This is a genomic window from Synechococcus sp. WH 5701 (assembly GCF_000153045.1).
In the GTDB taxonomy this organism is placed as follows: Bacteria; Cyanobacteriota; Cyanobacteriia; order PCC-6307; family Cyanobiaceae; genus Regnicoccus_A; species Regnicoccus_A antarcticus.
Genome location: NZ_CH724159.1, coordinates 798,017 through 814,083, shown reverse-complemented (window position 1 = coordinate 814,083; position 16,067 = coordinate 798,017). Strand labels below are relative to the sequence as shown.

Genomic DNA, 16,067 nt, shown 5'->3' with positions numbered 1-16,067 from the left:
TCCTGCGCTTGCCACCCCTGAGGACAAGCTGGTGGGCTCGCTGATCGCCCTGCTTCAGTGGCGACCAGCGTTGGACGGGCCTGCAATGACCTCAGCGCGCACCATCACCGGAGCAGGATCTGCATAGTGGCGATCCGTAAAACTCGGGCTGGGAGCATCAACCTCTTCGCTGGCCAGCAGGTCAGCGACAATTCCGGCGTCGATCGAAAAGCAACCAGGGCCGTTGAGCAGAATCGCCAGGCTGCCGCCGAGATAGAGCACCACCAGCTCAAGCAGATAGATGTTGAAGCCGCTGGTGAGGATGTGGTGATAGCCCGCAACGGCCATCGTTCCCACCAGGGCGAGGGCGCCGATCGGGGTGAGGAATCCCAGGATCACGAACCACGACCCAAGGATCTCGGAGAGACCAGCCACATGGGCCATCACATTCGGAAATGGCATGTGCAGAGGAACCAGATAGGCGGCGGCGAAGCTCTCTGGATTGGCCAGCTTCTCCTGGCCGTGATGAATCATCATCGTGCCAATCGCCAGGCGCAGAACAAGCAGGCCGGTGTTGGTGAGAACGTCTTTTTTGAGGAAGTAACGGTTCAGAACGCTTGACATTGGATACAGGAATCGAGTTGGTGCAGGGGATCAGTTCTGAGGGCTGGAGGGCTTGGAGAGGCTGTATGCCCAGAGAGCCACGCTGGCGGTCATGAAGCCCAGAAACAGTTCCAGCAGGGTGAGGGTGGTCATGGCTTGGGAAGCGGCGTGTTCCCAGCATGGCTCGCCAGATTAAGAAATGTGAGGAGTCTGCCTTCAGCGCGGCGATCATCTGGCTTGAGGCTCTGCCGAGCAGACGGCAGCTGCCCCCCGGACAGTCAGCCTGATGGCCAGGGTTTCTACGCTGGGCATGCCTTTTAGGGATCGCTTCCGCCAGGCGGCTGCTCTGATCTGACCCCATGGCCGGCAAGCGCACCCTCAACACCGGCAACCTGGAAAGCCTCGGGGCAGCGGTCCTCGCCGAGCTGCTGATGGAGGTGAGCGGTGGCAATGCCGTGATCCAGAGGCGCCTGCGCCTGGCCCTGGCCGCTGCCGAGGGGGCCAGTGAAGCGGCCCAGGAGGTGCGCAAGCGCCTGGCGGCCATCGCCCGCTCCACCACTTACGTGGATTCCCGCAAGCGCAAGGCTCTTGTGGCCGAGCTGGAGGCCCAGCGCCAGGCGATCACCGGTCCGATCGCCGAGGCCGACCCAGACCTGGCCGTTGATCTGCTGGTGCGGTTCCTGCAGCTGGGTGATGGGGTGATGGATCGTTGCTCCGACAGCACCGGCGCCGTGATCGGGGTGTTCTGGCAGGCAGCGGCCGATCTGGGCCCGATCGCCACTGCCGCCAAGCTGGGGCCGGACAGGCTGGCGGAGCAGGTGAGCGATCTGCTGGCCGACAACGGCTACGGCCAGTTCGATCAGCTGATACCAGCGATGGCCGAGGCCCTGGGCGAGCAGGGTCTGCGGCGGCTGGAGCAGGACTGCCGCGATCGCGGTGCCCGCGATGGCCACTTCGCCCTGCTGCAGATCGCCGAATGCCGCGGCGATGTGGACTCCTACCTGGCTCAGTTCAGCACCAGCCAGCTCAGCTGGCCGAACACCGCCGCCGATGTGGCCAACCACCTGCTGGCGGCGGGCCGTCCGCAGCAGGCCCTGGCCGTGCTGGATGGCGCCGCCAAGGGCGCAAACACCTGGCATTCCCCCGAGTGGGACGAAGCCCGCATCGCTGTGCTGGACACACTCGGCCGCGTGGAGGAGGCCCAGCACATGCGCTGGCACGGCTTCGGCAAAACCCTCTCGATCCCCCAGCTTCGCGACTACCTCAAGCGGCTTGAGGCCTTCGAGGATGTGGAGGCCGAGGAGCGGGCCTTTCAGGTGGCGGAGGAGCACTCGATGCCACTGCTGGCGCTGGAGTTCCTGGTGGCCTGGCCTGCCCTGCCCCGGGCTGAGCGCTACGTGATCGAGCACTGGCAGGAATGGGACGGCGAAGCCTTTGAGGTCTACGGCCCCGCCGCCGAACGGCTCAGCGCCGACCATCCCCTGGCGGCCATGGTGTTACTTCGGGCGATGGTGGTCTTTGCGCTGTCCATGGGCCGGGCCAAGCGCTACCGCTATGCCGCCGAGCATCTGCGCAGCTGCGAGCAGCTCTCAGCCCGAATCGACCACTGGCAAGGGATCGAGAGCCACGGCAGCTTTGTCGGCCGCCTGCGGGAAGCCTTCGGAATGAAGTGGAGCTTCTGGCAGCTGATCGACAGGTCGATCTGAAGCCCACCCTTCCGCAAGGCCATGCGATCGATGATGGGCTGCAACCAGGCTGAGCGATTCGGCCCCAGTTCCTTGCCGTGGTCCCGGTGATGCAGCCTCAACCACTCCTGAGCGGGCCCCGGCTGGTGCCCACGCTGCTGGGCCTGGTGCTGGGCCTTGGCGTGATCAGCCCGAAGCCATCGCTGATGGCCACCGAAACCGCTGCCGGTCCGCCGGCACCGCCGCGGCTGGTGACCACGGCCAAGGTGTCGGCTGCGCTGCCGAAGCTGGAGGCCTTGGCCTCACAGATCCTGCAGCAGACGGGGGTGCCGGGCATGGCGATCGCCGTGGTCCACGACGACCGGGTGGTGTTCCTCAAGGGCTATGGGCAGCGCGAGGTGGGCAAGGCCGGGGCGGTGGATGCCGACACGATCTTCCAGCTGGCCTCGCTCTCGAAACCGATCGCCAGCACGGTGGTGGCGGCCCTGGTGGGGGATGGGCGCGTGCGCTGGGACGATCCGGTGATCGGTGACCTTCCCGGGTTTCGACTCGGGCCGGCCACCATCGCCGAGGAGGTGACCCTGCGGGATCTGCTCTCGCACCGCAGCGGTCTGCCCGACCATGCCGGCGACCTGCTGGAGGACATCGGCTTCGATCGCGCCACCATCTTCCAGCGCCTGGGGGTGCTGCCGCTGGGCAACCGCTTCCGGGCCGTCTTCAATTACACCAACTTCGGATTCACGGCGGGCGCCATCGCGGCGGCCAACGCCAGTGGCCAGGGCTGGGAGGAGCTCTCGAGAGAACGGCTTTATCGACCACTGGGCATGGGCCGCACCAGCTCCAGCCACGCCGATCTGGTCGCGGCCTCCAACCGCGCCGCCCTGCATGTGCGGGAGCCAGCCGACGGAGCGGCCAGCCACCGCTGGGTGGCCCGCCACCAGCGGGACGCTGATGCCCAGTCGCCCGCCGGTGGGGTGAGCTCCACGGCGCGCGACCTCTCCCGGTGGCTGCGGCTGCAGCTGGCGGGGGGACGCCTGGGGCCAGTGGCCGTCGGCCGTCAGATCGTGGCCTCAGACGCCCTGGCCGACACCCACCGACCCCTGATTGCCAGCGCGCCATCTCCCAATCCAGCCGTGTACCGCACCGGCTTCTACGGGCTGGGCTGGAACGTGAGCAGCACCGACCAGGGAGCCGTGCAGCTCAGCCACTCGGGCGGCTTCGAGCTCGGTGCCGCCACGGCCGTCTACCTGCTGCCGGGGGAGTCGCTGGGCATCGTGGTGCTCACCAACGGCCAGCCGATCGGGGTACCCGAAACGGTGGCGCTGAGCTTCCTCGACCTGGCCCGCTTCGGCAAGGTCGAACTCGATTACCTCAAGCCCCTGGCAGGACTGTTCGCCCAGATCGCCCAGCAGGAGTATCCACGGGTACCCCAGCGGCCTGCGACTCCCGCCCCGGCGCGGCCGTTGGCGGTCTACAGCGGCACCTACAGCAACGCCTTCGTGGGAGTGATCACCGTGAAACCCGAGGGCAACGCCCTGGTGTTGGAACTGGGGCCCCAGCGCAGGCCCTACCCCCTCACCCACATCAGCGGCGACACCTTCCGCTACCAGCCCAGCGGAGAGAACGCCGCAGGACCGAGCGCGGTGGCCTTCAGCGTGAGCGGCGATGAACCGGCCAGGCGCGTCCAGATCGACAACTTCAACGTCGATGGCCAGGGTGTGTTCCAACGTCAAAGCTCAGAAGCAACCCCATGAACGACGACCCGCTGGCCAGCGCGATCCCCCAGCCGCGCCGGATCCTGATCACCGGCGCCAGCTCCGGCATCGGCCAGCAGGCTGCCCTGCTGCTGCATCGTGCTGGCCACCAGCTCACCCTGCCCTGCCGTGATCAGGCCAGCGCAGATGCCACCCGCCAGAAGCTGCTCGCCAGCGGCGGCAGCGATCTGCTCACCCCCATCTGCGATCTGGCCGACCTGGAGAGCATCGACCATTGCGCCAAGGAGCTGCTCTCAACCGGTGAGCCGATCGACAGCCTGGTGCTCAACGCCGGCCTGCAAGACAGTGGTGCCTCCGAACCCCGGCGGTCGGCCCAGGGCCATGAGCTCACCATCGCCGTCAACCATCTGGGCCACCAGGCCCTGGCGATGCAGCTGCTCCCATTACTCGAGCGCAGCGAGGCCCCACGCCTGGTGGTCACCGCTTCGGAGGTGCACGATCCCGGCTCGCCCGGGGGCCGGGTGGGCGAACCCGCTGGCCTGGGGAATCTGGCTGGCCTCAGGGCCGGCGCTGGCTTCGCGATGGTGGATGGCCGCACGCCCTTCAACGCTGACAAGGCCTACAAGGACAGCAAGCTCTGCAACCTGCTCTTTGCCCGTGAACTGGAACGTCGCCTGCGCCGGCGCGGCACAGCGATGCCGGTGCTGGCCTGGAGCCCGGGCCTGGTGGTCCCACGCAGCAGCGGCGGCTTCTTCCGCTACAGCCGCCGCCACAACGAATGGGGCCAGCGGCTGTTCGCCCTGGTGGCCCGCGACCTGCTGCGCCTCACGGCAACGCCTGAGCAGGCCGGGGCCCTGCTGGCCGACCTTGCCACCGCTGCCAGCTATGGAAGCAGCGGATTCAGCTATTACGTCAACCGCCTGGTCAGTCCGGGGCGGCTGCACTTCGAGTCAGCCGAACCCAGCGCCGAAGCCCAGGACGATGCCCTGGCCGAGGCGCTCTGGAGCGTGAGCGCCCAGTTGGTGGGTTTGCCGGAGTCGTTGTCCCGCCGTCCGGGCTGACCGCTGTTTGAAGGCGTAGGCCAACCAACCGAGACTCGCCAGCTTCAGTGCTGACGCAGCCTTGATCTGGATCCTGGCTTTGATCAACAGGGTGTGCCGCAGAAGCATGGCGGCCTGCAGCCCGGCGATCCCGAAAGAGCAGGCGGCAGGCTCAGAGCTTTCGCCCCCAGGCTTGGCTGAACCATCAAGCAGCAGACTCCCCTTGGCTGCCTACCCGCCATGGGCGTGATCCTGCTCACTGTTCTCACCGTGCTGCTGGGCTACGGGCTGGGGAAGAACGTGCCGCGACTGGTGCAGCGCTCGGGCCAGCTGGCGCGTCGCTCACGGGGCAGCCAGCTGGCCTTCGCGGGCCTGCTGCTGCTGCCCTGGCTTGTTGGGATTGCCCTGGTGCTGCAACTGCCCCTGCGGCCTTATCTCCTGCTGCCGGCAATCGGCTACGCGGCAGGGATGTGGCGTGGTCGGCGCAAAGTTGGTCTTTAGCAGAGCGGCGATGGCTACCGGGCTGTTCAGCAGGGATCCCTGCCAGGGCCATGCCCCTGGGCCCTCGGGCCAAACAGGGGGCCAAGATCCTCCAGCGCGGAATGCTGCTCGAGCTGCTGGCGCATCACTTCCAAGGTGCCCAGCGGCTGACCTGGCGCCGAGGATTCCGCGCCAGGGAGCAGACCCCACGCCTCGAGCTCTTCCGTGAAGCCAAGGGCCCGCGTGTCTTCCAGTCGATCAGGGAAGAGCACGCCATCGAGATGGTCGCACTCGTGCTGGACGACGCGGGCGTGAAACCCAGCAACGGATCGCGCGATCAGATGACCCTCTGCATCGAAGCCTCGGTAGTGAATCCGCCTCCAGCGACTCACCTGTCCACGCAGCCCCGGAACACTGAGGCACCCCTCCCAACCTGAATCGCAGGCCTGGTCGATCGGGGTGATCTCCGGATTGATCAGCACCGTTTCCGGTATCGGGGGTGCCTCTGGATAGCGCGGGTTCACGGTGATTCCAAAGATCACCACCCTCAGCGGTACGGCGATCTGCGGAGCGGCCAAGCCCGCCCCATCGCGTGCCGCCATGGTGTCCCTGAGATCCGTGATCAAAGCAAGCAGTTCAGGTGTTCCAAACCTGGTAACGGGGCGGGACACCTGCCGCAGACGTGGATCACCCAGGCGCAGGACGGTTCGTTCAGCCATCACCGGTCCTCCAACATCGCGTTTCACCCTTCCTCTCCATACCTTGCAGCTGAAGGCGCGCGGCTTGGCTCCCTGATTCAGCCAATGTCATCTCAGCTTTTGGACCAACCGGTCTGGCACCAAGGGATCAACGCGATTCCGGTTTCTACGGCAGCGATCTGAACAGTAACGGACCTCCTCCCACACATCTTTCCACTTTTTCCGCCACTGAAACGGTCGTCCACAGATTGGGCAGTTCTTGGTGGGGCGTTCAATGTGGTGAGGCATCGGTGCAAGAGAGAGTGAAGGGGGATACATCTTGGCTTCTGGGCCGCAATCAACAACTCTGACTGTTGCAAACAAAAAAGCCCCTGCCGAAGCAGGGGCTTTTCATGCTCTTGATGCAGGTGGTGAGCCCATGGGACCCACCGGATGCATCAGCCGATCGCGGGGGCGGTCAGCGCCACGGGAGTGGCTTCAGCAGAAGCCAGGTCCAGCGGGAAGTTGTGCGCGTTGCGCTCGTGCATCACTTCCATGCCCAGACCAGCGCGGTTCAGCACATCAGCCCAGGTGTTGATCACGCGGCCCTGGCCGTCGAGGATCGACTGGTTGAAGTTGAAGCCGTTCAGGTTGAAGGCCATCGTGCTCACGCCAAGGGCGGTGAACCAGATGCCGACCACGGGCCAGGCAGCCAGGAAGAAGTGCAGGCTGCGGCTGTTGTTGAACGAGGCGTATTGGAAGATCAGGCGACCGAAGTAACCGTGGGCAGCCACGATGTTGTAGGTCTCCTCTTCCTGGCCGAACTTGTAGCCGTAGTTCTGGCTCTCGCTCTCGGTGGTTTCACGCACCAGCGAGGAGGTCACCAGCGAACCGTGCATGGCGGAGAACAGGGAGCCACCGAACACACCCGCCACACCCAGCATGTGGAAGGGGTGCATCAGGATGTTGTGCTCAGCCTGGAACACCAGCATGAAGTTGAAGGTGCCGGAGATGCCGAGGGGCATGCCGTCGGAGAAGGAACCCTGACCGAAGGGATAGATCAGGAACACAGCCGAGGCAGCGGCCACAGGGGCGCTGTAGGCCACGCAGATCCAGGGACGCATGCCGAGGCGGTAGGAGAGTTCCCACTCGCGGCCCATGTAGCAGAAAATGCCGATCAGGAAGTGGAAGATCACCAGCTGGTAGGGACCGCCGTTGTACAGCCACTCGTCGAGGCTGGCGGCTTCCCAGATCGGGTAGAAGTGCAGGCCGATGGCGTTGCTGGAAGGAACAACAGCACCGGAGATGATGTTGTTGCCGTAAAGCAGGGAGCCGGCGACAGGCTCACGGATGCCGTCGATGTCGACGGGAGGAGCAGCGACGAAGGCCACGATGAAGCAGATCGTGGCAGCCAGCAGGGTGGGGATCATCAGCACACCGAACCAACCGACGTAGAGACGGTTGTTGGTGGAGGTGACCCACTCGCAGAACTGGCTCCAGGCAGACGCGCCTTGGCGCTGCTGAAGGGTGGTGGTCATGAGAGCGTGAATGTGTGCTCCGGGCGGAGCGGTTAAGTAGGCCAAACGACGCTCAGAAGACCGAAGTCCACTTGTGCAGCCGCTTGACCTTTACAGAATAGCACGAAATTGAGTTTTGTAAAGGCGTCATCGGCACGGGAGGCCGCCCCACAGGTCCATGGGCCGCTGAGCCGACGACCAAACCACCACGACTGATCAACCAGCTGAGCTGGGCCTTGAAGCCTGTGTGAGGGCGGAGGGCCCACGAAGGAGCCACGCAAAAGGCAGAATGTTTACGTTCCGCAACAAAAGCCATGACGGTTGGCGAGCTTTTTCTCGAATCCATCTCGAGCGGTGTCATCACCCACACGGAACTGTCCTGGCTCACCGACCAGCAGGACAACTTTTCCCGCGTCGAGGAGGCCACGGCCCTTCGGCTCGGACGCCTTCTGGACCAGGGCTCCATCCAGCTGGGCTGCCGGCTGGACCCAGCGAAGCTTCGTCACGACATGGTTCGCGAGCAGTGGATTGAACCCCTCGGCCGCAGACGCCATCACTGAACTGAGCCTGACGAACCCCAAGGCTGCCAATGGCCCCAGTGCCACGTCCTCCCCTCCCACAGCGGTCAGCGGACAGGTGAATGGAGACCAGTGGCTCTGGGGAGCGGGCGCACCAGCAAGCCATCCGTTGGTGAGGGGCTGGGAATGACCCGAAGCGTCAGGTCCTGATCCGGTTTCAGCACCAGCATCAGCTGTTTGAGCATTCCCACCGTCAACAGTCGGATCTCCAGCTCGGCCAGGGATTTGCCCAGGCACACCCGCTCACCCCCGCCGTAGGGCAGCAGGGTGGCCGTGCTGTCACCGGCCAGATGCCGTTGCGGCCGGAAGACCTCAAGATCCTCGTCCTCTCTGCCATGGCGATGGCTGGCGGCGATGCTCACCTGCACCACGCGATCGGCAGGCACCAGGACGCCCGCCAGGGCAATGGGCTCGAGTGTCCGGCGAAAGAAGCCACCCACCGGCGGAGTCAGCCGCATCACCTCCTTCACCACCGCATCCAGCCGTGGCGCCCGGATGGCGTCATAGGCGGTCGTGGCCTCCCCCTGTGGAGGCGGCCACGACAAGGCGCCAAGTTCCTGCTGGAGCCAGGCCAGCTCGGCTGGATGCTGCAGCAAGGTCTGCAACAGACAGCTCAGGGAGGAGGCAGTGGTTTCGTAGCCGGCGAACAGCAACAGCAGAAGCTGCTCCGCCACGTCGTCATCGGCCAGGGGGAGCCCTGCCTCATCGAGACCACCAGCCAGCAGATCAAGGCCACCGGCGGCGAGGGGCTTGCCGGCAGCGACAGCGGCCTGAGCTTTGTTGAGCACGGAGCCCAGGCGCAACAACAGGCGCCCGCGGGCCTGACGGGCTCGGGCATAGGGGCTGCCTGGCAGGGCAAAAGGCAGGGAGAAGAGGCCCTGGCACCAGGTTTCGAAATCCACGAACAGGGCATCGCGATCGACGGGATCCAGCCCCAGCACGGTGCTGGCGATCACGCTGAAGGCAAAGCGCCGCAACCTGGGCACCAGGGCCACCGGAGCAGCGCAGCCGAGCAGGTCATGGCTGAGCTCGTTGACCAACGCCACGATGGCTGGGCTGTAGCGCTTCAGAGCAACGGTGGTGAACAGCTGGCCCACCACCCGCCGGCGCGCCTTGTGATCGACACCGTTGCGGTTGGCCAGCGACAGGGGCCCCAGCAGCTTCCGCACACTGTCGGGCCACCATCCCTGGACCGCATCGCCCTGGGCGAACAGGTCACCGACCGCCTGCCCACCGCGGATGAACACGGTGCGTTGCCCCAGCAGGGTGGTCTCGTAGACGTCGCCGTAGCGCTCGAAACGCGAGCGAGCGAAATCAGGGTCCCGAAAAAAGGCAAGGGTCTCGAGCACACCGCTCAACGCTGGCGTGCTCGGCAGGGGCCGAAGGCTAGTGGGATCGAGGGGCACCCAAGTCGTTCGAAGGGGTGCCCAGGCTGGCGGGCAGCACCCGGCAGCGCGTCACCGTCGGCCCCCTGAGCTGCTCAGATCAGCAAGCTGATGGAGAGACTCACCAGGGCCAGCCCAGCCAGACCAGTGGCGGCAAGAAGCGAGACAGATTGAGCCATGGGCGTGTCCACCAAGGCTGAAATCTAGAGCAATCCTTAAGGCTTGAAGTTATTCCGGCCTGATGTCGCAGCAATCCGTCACGGCCGCGGAGGCCCTGCTCCACAGGGCTGAGCTGAACGTGGAGGTCAGGCCAGATCCAGGTCCAGCCGCAGCTGGATCTGCGGATCGGTTGGAGTTCCTCCCATGGATCGGCGACGACGCCTGCCCCCGCTGGCCGCCAGGCCGGAGCGACGGGATCCGTGCTTGTGCTGGATCGCATCGGCCAGCTCCGCGAAGCCCAGCTCCTGTCGCTGGGCCCAGATCCGCACACGGGCCTCCCTGGCGGCCTGATTGGGCTCCACGATCGGCAGTGGATAGTGCAGCCCGAGCACGCAGCCCACGCGCTGCTGGGTGATCACCGCCATCGTCCACGGTTCATGGAGGTGCACGGCCGGCACGGCGGCCAGTTCCGGTAACCACTGGCGGATGAAGTCGCCGCCTGGGTCGTGATCCTGGCCCTGCTTGATCGGGTTGTAGATGCGGATCGTGTTGATGCCCGTGGTGCCCGACTGCATCTGGCACTGGCTCCAGTGGATGCCGGGCTCGTAGTCGACGAACAGCCGCGCCAGATGCAACCCGCTCTCACGCCACGGCAGCCACAGGTGGTAACTGGCCACCGACATCAGCATCGCCCGCATGCGGAAGTTGATCCAGCCAGTGGCGATCAGCGCCCGCATGCAGGCATCCACAAACGGCAGTCCGGTCCGTCCCTCGGCCCAGGCCGCCAGCCGCTCGGGGTCGCTGCTGCGCAGGCCGGCGGTGAGTGGGTGGAGCTCGCGGAACTCCAGATCCGGCTGGCTTTCGAGCTTCTGGATGAAGTGGCAGTGCCAGTGCAGCCGTGCCTCGAAACCCACCGGCGCAGCCCCACGCCGACGGCTGAGCTGAACCACCTCCCTCATCGACAGAGTGCCCCAGGCGAGGTGGGGAGAAAGCCGCGAACAACTCTCGAATGCCGTGCGCGGGCTGGACAGCTCACGGTGGTAGCGAGCCCCCCGCCCGTTCAGAAAACTCTCGAGAACAGCCTGCCCCTGCTGCCGACCCCCGACTTGACGGCCCGGGCAGGGATCAGGCGCCAGCCCGAGCTCGCTGGCCGAAGGAATGGCGCCGGGATCAAGTCCAGCCAGGGGCTGCAAGGCCTCCGGCGGCGGAACCATCGGCTCGGCCATCCGTGCCTCCCAACGGCGAGCCCAGCCGTTGCGGCTACCCAAGCGGCGGATCACGCCGAAGCTGGGGATCTCGATCCAGGGGATGCTGTGGCTCTTGGCCCAGCGGGCCACGCGCCGGTCGCGGGCATAGGTCCAGCCATTTCCGGTTTCCTGATGGCTCCAGAGGCCCGCGATGCCGAAGCGGCAGCGGGCCCGCTCCAGCACCTCCTCAACCGTGCCGATCCGCACCACCAGCGGCTGGCCGAGCCCGGCGAGAGCCCGGCGCAGGTCCTCCAGACTCTCGGCACAGAAGTCCCACTGCCGGGCGGAGGCATCGCTCTGCCGCCATAGCTCCGGCTCCACCACCATCAGAGGCAACACCGGGCCAAGGAAACTGGCCTGCAACAGCGGTTGGTGGTCGGCCACCCGCAGATCCCGCTTGAACCAGACGACCTGAACCGGGCCCATGGCCGCGACCCTACCCATCCACGGATGCCATGCGGGGACATGATCAGAGACCAACCAGAGCAGCGAGACATTGGCCCCATCCATCGGCAGAATGAGGCGGAGTTCTGGCAAAACCCAGCGCCATCAACCGTCCCATCAACGTCGTCGCCTGCCGCGCCGAAAGTCCCACGGCCGTGTGATGCCTCCGGGCACCTGCCACACGCCATAGCGACGGCGCATCGCCCGGTCTTCAGCGTCGAGATACTCCCTGGCATCGCAGCTGGCCAGGTAGCGGCGGAAGGCAAAGGCTTCGCCGTCTTCCACCATCGCCAGGCCAAGGTTGATGTCGCCAATCACTTCGGCCACCGTGCGACCGAAGCGATCCACGGTCTGGGGCCTGAGAATCACGCTGGAGCCGATCTTCAGGCGCGTCTGAAGGTAGCGGTGGGCCCTGGCGCCATCGGGGGCCTGATCCAGCTCGGGGGCATCGATGCAGGCCAGCCGCACGGTGATCCGGCGCGGGCCCTGCTGCACGCGGATCGTGTCGCCATCTCCGATCGACAGGACCATGGCGCGGCGTTCAGCCTCAGCCAGGTCAGCCGGAGTCAGACCCAGCAACAGCTGCAGACCCAGAAGCAGGCCAGGGATCAGGAGCATCTCTCGATGGGGCCAGCTCGTGGAGGGCAAACCAGCAGGATGACTTGAGCCTGCGCCGCGGCGCTTTCCGTCGATGACCTTCTCCCTCAAGGAGTGGTGGGGCCTGCCCCATCGCGACATCCTCTCGGGCCTGGTGGTGGCCTTCGCGATGATCCCGGAGGCGATCGCCTTCTCCGGCATCGCCGGCGTCGATCCCAGCGTGGGCCTGTTCGGCGCCTTCCTGCTGGCGGTCACCCTTGCTGTGGTGGGCGGCCGCACAGCGATGATCACCTCCGCCACCGGCTCCACCGCCCTGCTGATGACGGGGCTGGTGCAACAGGGCGATGCACTCGGCGCTGGCCTCGGTCTTCAGTACCTGCTCGCCGCGGGCCTGCTCACAGGGGTGCTGCAGATCGCCTGGGGCTACCTGCAGCTGGCCCAGCAGATGCGCTTCGTGCCGCAGCCGGTGATGGCAGGGTTCGTGAATGCCCTGGCGATCCTGATCCTGCTCGCCCAGCTACCCCAGCTTGGCCTGGATCTCGTTCATCCCGAAGCCGTGGCGGTGCAAGCGGACCAGCTGCCGGCGGTCTGGGGAGTGACCGGGCTCACCCTGCTGATCATTTATCTGTTGCCGCGCCTGACCAAGGCGGTGCCCTCGGCACTGATCGCCATCCTGATCACCACCGGGCTCTCGATCAGCCTCGGGCTGGATCTGCCCACGGTCTCGAGCCTGGGCAGTCTGCCCTCGGGCCTGCCGCGCTTCGGGCTGCCGCAGGTGCCATTCAGCCTTGACACCCTGGGGGTGATCCTGCCCACGGCCCTGGCGATTTCGCTGGTGGGTCTGATGGAAACCTTCCTCACCCAGGACATCCTCGACGACCTCACCGATGAATCCAGCCACAAGAACACGGAGGCCAGGGGTCAGGGCATCGGCAACATCGTCAGCTCGCTGTTCGGCGGCATGGCCGGCTGCGCCCTGGTGGGGCAATCGGTGATGAACGTGGGCTACGGCGGCCGCACCCGCCTCTCCACCCTCACCTCAGGGCTGAGTCTGCTGGCGATGATCCTGCTGGCCAGGGGCTGGGTGAATCAGATCCCGATGGCCACCCTGGTGGGCGTGATGATCATGATCGCCATCAACACAGCCAATTTCGGCTCGATCACCGGGATCGGCAAGATCCCCAGGAGCGACACGGCCGTGATGCTGCTCACCGTGGGCATCACGGTGCTGACCCACAACCTCGCCATCGGCCTGCTCGCCGGTGTGGCCCTCGCCGCCATTCTGTTCAGCCGCAAGGTGGCCAAGGTGATCGCCGTCGACAGCCGCCTGGAGGCACCCGATCACCGCCTCTACACGGTGCGCGGTCAGCTGTTCTTCGTGAGCAGCATCTACTTCCGCGCAGGTTTCGAGGTGCATGAACACCCCGCCCGAGTCACGATCGACATGGCGGAGGCCCACATCTGGGATCAGAGCGGTGTCACCGTGCTGGATCAGGTGATCCGCCGGCTCAAACTCGGCGGCAGCGCCGTGGAGGTGATCAACCTCAACCGCGAGAGCACCAATCTGTTCGCCCGCATCGGTGTGGCGCAGGAAGCGGGCGGGCGGGGCGGTGAGCCGGGTCCGCTGCATTGAAACCTGCTGCCTCAGAGGTTCAGCTGACGCAGCTGGTTGATCAGCCACTGGATGGATGAGGGATCATGCCCCCTAACCGCGCTGAAATCTGGCCTATGCCGTTGCCCACGCGTCTCCCCCGCCCGCTGGTTCTGGGACTGGCCTTTCCGCTCGTGGTCCTCAACCTTTGGGTGTTCGGTTCGCTCTATCGCGCTTTCGAGGGGATCGCCTCCACCTTCATCCTGGCCGGCGTGATCGCGCTGATCCTCAACCTGCCGGTGCGGCTCCTCCAGCGGCGGCTGGGCCTGCCCCGCGGCTGGGCGATCGGATCGGTCTTCGGGCTGTTTCTCGGTGTGGCCGTTCTGGCGGCAGCCACGCTGCTGCCCCTGCTGGTGGTGCGCTTCCTGACGTTCACGCAGGTGCTGCCGCAGTGGATCACGGAAACGGGCGACAACCTCTCTTCGATCAGCGGCCGGGTCAACGCCCTGGGCGTTCCGATCGACACCAGCGTGATCATCAGGGGAATGGCGGCCAACCTCACTGCTCAGCTCGAGTCGGTGCTGCTGAACATCCCTGGGTTCATCTCCGGATCACTGGGAAGTTTCTTCAGTCTCTTCTTTCTGCTGGTGCTCACCATCTTCTTTCTGATCTATGGCGGTGAACTGGTGCGCAACTGCCTGGTGTCGTGGTTGCCGCAGGACCAAGGCCTGAGAGTGCTGAGCGTGCTGCGGCGCAACTTCAACAGTTACATCTTCAACCAGCTGGTTCTCTCGGCTGTACTGATCAGCGCGCTGACTCCAGCCCTGCTGCTCCTGCGAGCGCCCTTCCCCATCCTCTCAGGAGTCACGATCGGCCTGATGGGATTCATCCCCTTCGGAGCCATCCTCGGAATCCTGCTGGTCAGTGCCCTGTTCATGCTCAAGAGCTTCTGGCTGGGGCTGCGGATCTTCGCCGTGCTGATCGTGGTCGATCAGGTGATCGAGAACGTGCTGCCACCGCGGCTGCTCGGCAAACTCACCGGCCTCAACCCAATCGTGATTCTCTTCTCGGTGATGGTGGGCGCCACGCTGGCTGATTTCTACGGTGTGATCACCGCCGTGCCGATCGCCGCCACCATCAAGGCCCTGCTCCTGGAGCCAAGTCCGGACCATACCCTGACCACCCCTGAGTTGAGGCCATCCGCAACGGTCTGAGCGCTTGAACCCGGTTCACCGCGATGGTCCGGGTTCAGAGCCTCAGGTTTGGGGCAGATTAAGTCAGCTTCCCGAGCGGGATCGCTGCGCCAGCCGGCCAGCAACGCCTCCAGCTCAGTCCTGAGCTGAGCGAGATCGTTGATCTGCCGCTCGATGCGCTCAATTTGGTGATTGAGCATCACCTGGATGTCGTGGCAGGGCAGCTCGCCGTCATCATGAATTGCCAGACAGCTCTGGATCTCCTCCAGGGAAAGCCCCAGGGTCTTGAGCCGGCGAATGAACTCCAGGCGGCGCAAGCTCTGCTCATCGAACAGGCGGTCGACCGCACCGGGGGCGGCCAGGGCACCGATCTTCATGGCACTGCCTGGTGTCGGGGGCAGAGCGGTCTGCATCGGCTTTACTCTCCACTCCTGAGGAGACTCTAAACTTGCATGACTGTCATTGATCCCCTGCCCATGCCGCGCTTCGATCTGCTTCTGCTCCTCTCAGCGGGGCTGGGTGCCGTTCCGCTGAGCGTTGCACCGCCTGCGGCCTACGCGCAGGCCAACGACATGTTCCCCACAAAGGCGGCAGCTGAACAACGGGCCAGGACACTCGCCTGCAGCGGCGCCTTTGCGATGGGCAAGAAGTGGATGCCCTGCAGCTCCTTCGACGCCTATCAGAAGGCGGTCTCGAAGTCGAAATGAACCCAGTCAAGCCTCAGTCCAAAGCCATGGCGATGCCCGTTGTGCTCGTCCTGATGGCCGACGCCCACGCCAAGGGGGTGTTTGCCATGGGCGGGGTCTGGATGCCCTGCGCCAACGAGCAGGCGCTGCACAAGGCGCTTCAGAACGAATGAGAACCCGCCAAACCCGCCAACACCTGCGCCGCCTGCACCGAGCCCTGGTGCCCCTGGCGGCCCTGCCGATCATCCTCACCGCCCTCTCCGGCTCCCTCTATGGCCTGCTCTCGGCCCAGGGAATCGAAGCCTTCTGGTTGATGAAGCTGCACACCGGGAATTTCGGGCTGATCAACCTGCAGCCCTATTACTCCGCCATCCTCGGCCTGCTCACCTTGGTGGTGGCCGGCTCGGGGCTGGGCCTGCTGATCGGCGCACGTCGGGACCAAAGCCCCCAGGTCTGAGCGCCAACGAGAACTGCGGGCCGGACCAAGCCGG

18 protein-coding genes are annotated in these 16,067 nt (G+C 65.5%); 10 read left to right on the top strand and 8 right to left on the bottom strand.

Translation table 11 applies throughout. The annotated features are described in order from the left end of the window. Positions 1-54: 54 nt before the first annotated feature. Entirely contained in the window at positions 55-603 is a 549-nt protein-coding gene (locus WH5701_RS05050) for a DoxX family protein (RefSeq protein WP_006170939.1), read from the bottom strand. A gap of 338 nt (positions 604-941) precedes the next feature. On the opposite strand from WH5701_RS05050, the gene WH5701_RS05045 reads away from it, so the two are divergent. The 4 genes from WH5701_RS05045 to WH5701_RS05030 all read left to right on the top strand — a co-directional run bounded on the left by WH5701_RS05045 (position 942) and on the right by WH5701_RS05030 (position 5,523). Then, on the top strand, positions 942-2,288 hold the full coding sequence (locus WH5701_RS05045) for a DUF6880 family protein (RefSeq protein ID WP_006170937.1): 1,347 nt from the start codon (positions 942-944) through the stop codon (positions 2,286-2,288). An 89-nt stretch (positions 2,289-2,377) separates the two neighbouring features. After that, positions 2,378-4,021 carry a serine hydrolase gene (locus WH5701_RS05040; RefSeq protein WP_037980365.1) on the top strand — a complete coding sequence of 548 codons (1,644 nt, stop codon included), beginning with the start codon at positions 2,378-2,380 and terminating at the stop codon, positions 4,019-4,021. Continuing rightward, the gene (locus tag WH5701_RS05035; RefSeq protein ID WP_006170935.1) at positions 4,018-5,043 is read left to right on the top strand and encodes an SDR family NAD(P)-dependent oxidoreductase; all 1,026 of its coding nucleotides are present in this window, start codon (positions 4,018-4,020) and stop codon (positions 5,041-5,043) included. The genes WH5701_RS05040 and WH5701_RS05035 overlap by 4 nt, the downstream gene beginning before the upstream one ends. Positions 5,044-5,262: 219 nt before the next feature. Further along, positions 5,263-5,523: a hypothetical protein gene (locus WH5701_RS05030; protein ID WP_006170934.1), complete on the top strand. Its 261-nt coding sequence runs from the start codon at positions 5,263-5,265 to the stop codon at positions 5,521-5,523. 26 nt (positions 5,524-5,549) lie between these two features. Here WH5701_RS05030 and def read toward each other — a convergent pair whose 3' ends face one another. The 3 genes from def to psbA form a co-directional block, all read right to left on the bottom strand. Then, positions 5,550-6,221 carry a peptide deformylase gene (def, locus tag WH5701_RS05025; protein ID WP_037979622.1) on the bottom strand — a complete coding sequence of 224 codons (672 nt, stop codon included), beginning with the start codon at positions 6,219-6,221 and terminating at the stop codon, positions 5,550-5,552. 87 nt (positions 6,222-6,308) lie between these two features. Continuing rightward, entirely contained in the window at positions 6,309-6,488 is a 180-nt protein-coding gene (locus tag WH5701_RS16705; protein WP_071934205.1) for a DUF2256 domain-containing protein, read from the bottom strand. A 149-nt stretch (positions 6,489-6,637) separates the two neighbouring features. Then, a complete protein-coding gene (gene psbA, locus WH5701_RS05020; protein WP_006170931.1) occupies positions 6,638-7,717 on the bottom strand; it encodes a photosystem II q(b) protein in 1,080 nt (359 codons plus the stop codon). Positions 7,718-8,010: 293 nt separating this feature from the next. Here psbA and WH5701_RS05015 point away from each other — a divergent pair, with 293 nt between their 5' ends. Continuing rightward, the gene (locus WH5701_RS05015) at positions 8,011-8,256 is read left to right on the top strand and encodes a hypothetical protein (RefSeq protein ID WP_006170930.1); all 246 of its coding nucleotides are present in this window, start codon (positions 8,011-8,013) and stop codon (positions 8,254-8,256) included. A 65-nt stretch (positions 8,257-8,321) separates the two neighbouring features. On the opposite strand, the gene WH5701_RS05010 is transcribed toward WH5701_RS05015, so the two are convergent. The 3 genes from WH5701_RS05010 to WH5701_RS05000 form a co-directional block, all read right to left on the bottom strand. Further along, on the bottom strand, positions 8,322-9,680 hold the full coding sequence (locus tag WH5701_RS05010; protein ID WP_037979619.1) for a cytochrome P450: 1,359 nt from the start codon (positions 9,678-9,680) through the stop codon (positions 8,322-8,324). A 284-nt stretch (positions 9,681-9,964) separates the two neighbouring features. Further along, positions 9,965-11,491: a deoxyribodipyrimidine photo-lyase gene (locus WH5701_RS05005; RefSeq protein ID WP_006170927.1), complete on the bottom strand. Its 1,527-nt coding sequence runs from the start codon at positions 11,489-11,491 to the stop codon at positions 9,965-9,967. Positions 11,492-11,626: 135 nt separating this feature from the next. After that, entirely contained in the window at positions 11,627-12,127 is a 501-nt protein-coding gene (locus tag WH5701_RS05000; protein WP_006170926.1) for a thermonuclease family protein, read from the bottom strand. A 73-nt stretch (positions 12,128-12,200) separates the two neighbouring features. On the opposite strand from WH5701_RS05000, the gene WH5701_RS04995 reads away from it, so the two are divergent. Beyond that, positions 12,201-13,739 carry a SulP family inorganic anion transporter gene (locus WH5701_RS04995; RefSeq protein ID WP_006170925.1) on the top strand — a complete coding sequence of 513 codons (1,539 nt, stop codon included), beginning with the start codon at positions 12,201-12,203 and terminating at the stop codon, positions 13,737-13,739. Positions 13,740-13,840: 101 nt separating this feature from the next. Continuing rightward, positions 13,841-14,911 (top strand): AI-2E family transporter, encoded by a 1,071-nt coding sequence (locus WH5701_RS04990; RefSeq protein WP_198005133.1) that lies wholly within the window; start codon positions 13,841-13,843, stop codon positions 14,909-14,911. On the opposite strand, the gene WH5701_RS16700 is transcribed toward WH5701_RS04990, so the two are convergent. Continuing rightward, on the bottom strand, positions 14,797-15,303 hold the full coding sequence (locus WH5701_RS16700) for a MerR family DNA-binding protein (protein WP_083781821.1): 507 nt from the start codon (positions 15,301-15,303) through the stop codon (positions 14,797-14,799). The two genes, WH5701_RS04990 and WH5701_RS16700, sit on opposite strands and share 115 nt — an antisense overlap. A gap of 39 nt (positions 15,304-15,342) precedes the next feature. On the opposite strand from WH5701_RS16700, the gene WH5701_RS04980 reads away from it, so the two are divergent. From WH5701_RS04980 to WH5701_RS04975, 3 genes are read left to right on the top strand one after another with little or no spacing between them, the layout of a single operon-like run. Next, positions 15,343-15,597: a DUF3721 domain-containing protein gene (locus tag WH5701_RS04980; RefSeq protein ID WP_006170922.1), complete on the top strand. Its 255-nt coding sequence runs from the start codon at positions 15,343-15,345 to the stop codon at positions 15,595-15,597. Between the two features lie 26 nt (positions 15,598-15,623). After that, positions 15,624-15,749, top strand: coding sequence for a hypothetical protein (locus WH5701_RS18575; protein WP_255346379.1), 126 nt, complete (start codon positions 15,624-15,626; stop codon positions 15,747-15,749). Then, a complete protein-coding gene (locus tag WH5701_RS04975; RefSeq protein WP_006170920.1) occupies positions 15,746-16,033 on the top strand; it encodes a hypothetical protein in 288 nt (95 codons plus the stop codon). Before WH5701_RS18575 ends, WH5701_RS04975 begins: the two co-directional genes overlap by 4 nt. Positions 16,034-16,067: the final 34 nt, after the last annotated feature.

Bases quoted from the DNA above. Each gene is read 5' to 3' on its own strand.
- WH5701_RS05050 (WP_006170939.1), bottom strand. From the start codon at position 603: ATGTCAAGCGTTCTGAACCGTTACTTCCTCAAAAAAGACGTTCTCACC.
- WH5701_RS05045 (WP_006170937.1), top strand. From the start codon at position 942: ATGGCCGGCAAGCGCACCCTCAACACCGGCAACCTGGAAAGCCTCGGG.
- WH5701_RS05040 (WP_037980365.1), top strand. From the start codon at position 2,378: ATGCAGCCTCAACCACTCCTGAGCGGGCCCCGGCTGGTGCCCACGCTG.
- WH5701_RS05035 (WP_006170935.1), top strand. From the start codon at position 4,018: ATGAACGACGACCCGCTGGCCAGCGCGATCCCCCAGCCGCGCCGGATC.
- WH5701_RS05030 (WP_006170934.1), top strand. From the start codon at position 5,263: ATGGGCGTGATCCTGCTCACTGTTCTCACCGTGCTGCTGGGCTACGGG.
- def (WP_037979622.1), bottom strand. From the start codon at position 6,221: ATGGCTGAACGAACCGTCCTGCGCCTGGGTGATCCACGTCTGCGGCAG.
- WH5701_RS16705 (WP_071934205.1), bottom strand. From the start codon at position 6,488: ATGCCTCACCACATTGAACGCCCCACCAAGAACTGCCCAATCTGTGGA.
- psbA (WP_006170931.1), bottom strand. From the start codon at position 7,717: ATGACCACCACCCTTCAGCAGCGCCAAGGCGCGTCTGCCTGGAGCCAG.
- WH5701_RS05015 (WP_006170930.1), top strand. From the start codon at position 8,011: ATGACGGTTGGCGAGCTTTTTCTCGAATCCATCTCGAGCGGTGTCATC.
- WH5701_RS05005 (WP_006170927.1), bottom strand. From the start codon at position 11,491: ATGGGCCCGGTTCAGGTCGTCTGGTTCAAGCGGGATCTGCGGGTGGCC.
- WH5701_RS05000 (WP_006170926.1), bottom strand. From the start codon at position 12,127: ATGCTCCTGATCCCTGGCCTGCTTCTGGGTCTGCAGCTGTTGCTGGGT.
- WH5701_RS04995 (WP_006170925.1), top strand. From the start codon at position 12,201: ATGACCTTCTCCCTCAAGGAGTGGTGGGGCCTGCCCCATCGCGACATC.
- WH5701_RS16700 (WP_083781821.1), bottom strand. From the start codon at position 15,303: ATGCAGACCGCTCTGCCCCCGACACCAGGCAGTGCCATGAAGATCGGT.
- WH5701_RS04980 (WP_006170922.1), top strand. From the start codon at position 15,343: ATGACTGTCATTGATCCCCTGCCCATGCCGCGCTTCGATCTGCTTCTG.
- WH5701_RS18575 (WP_255346379.1), top strand. From the start codon at position 15,624: ATGGCGATGCCCGTTGTGCTCGTCCTGATGGCCGACGCCCACGCCAAG.
- WH5701_RS04975 (WP_006170920.1), top strand. From the start codon at position 15,746: ATGAGAACCCGCCAAACCCGCCAACACCTGCGCCGCCTGCACCGAGCC.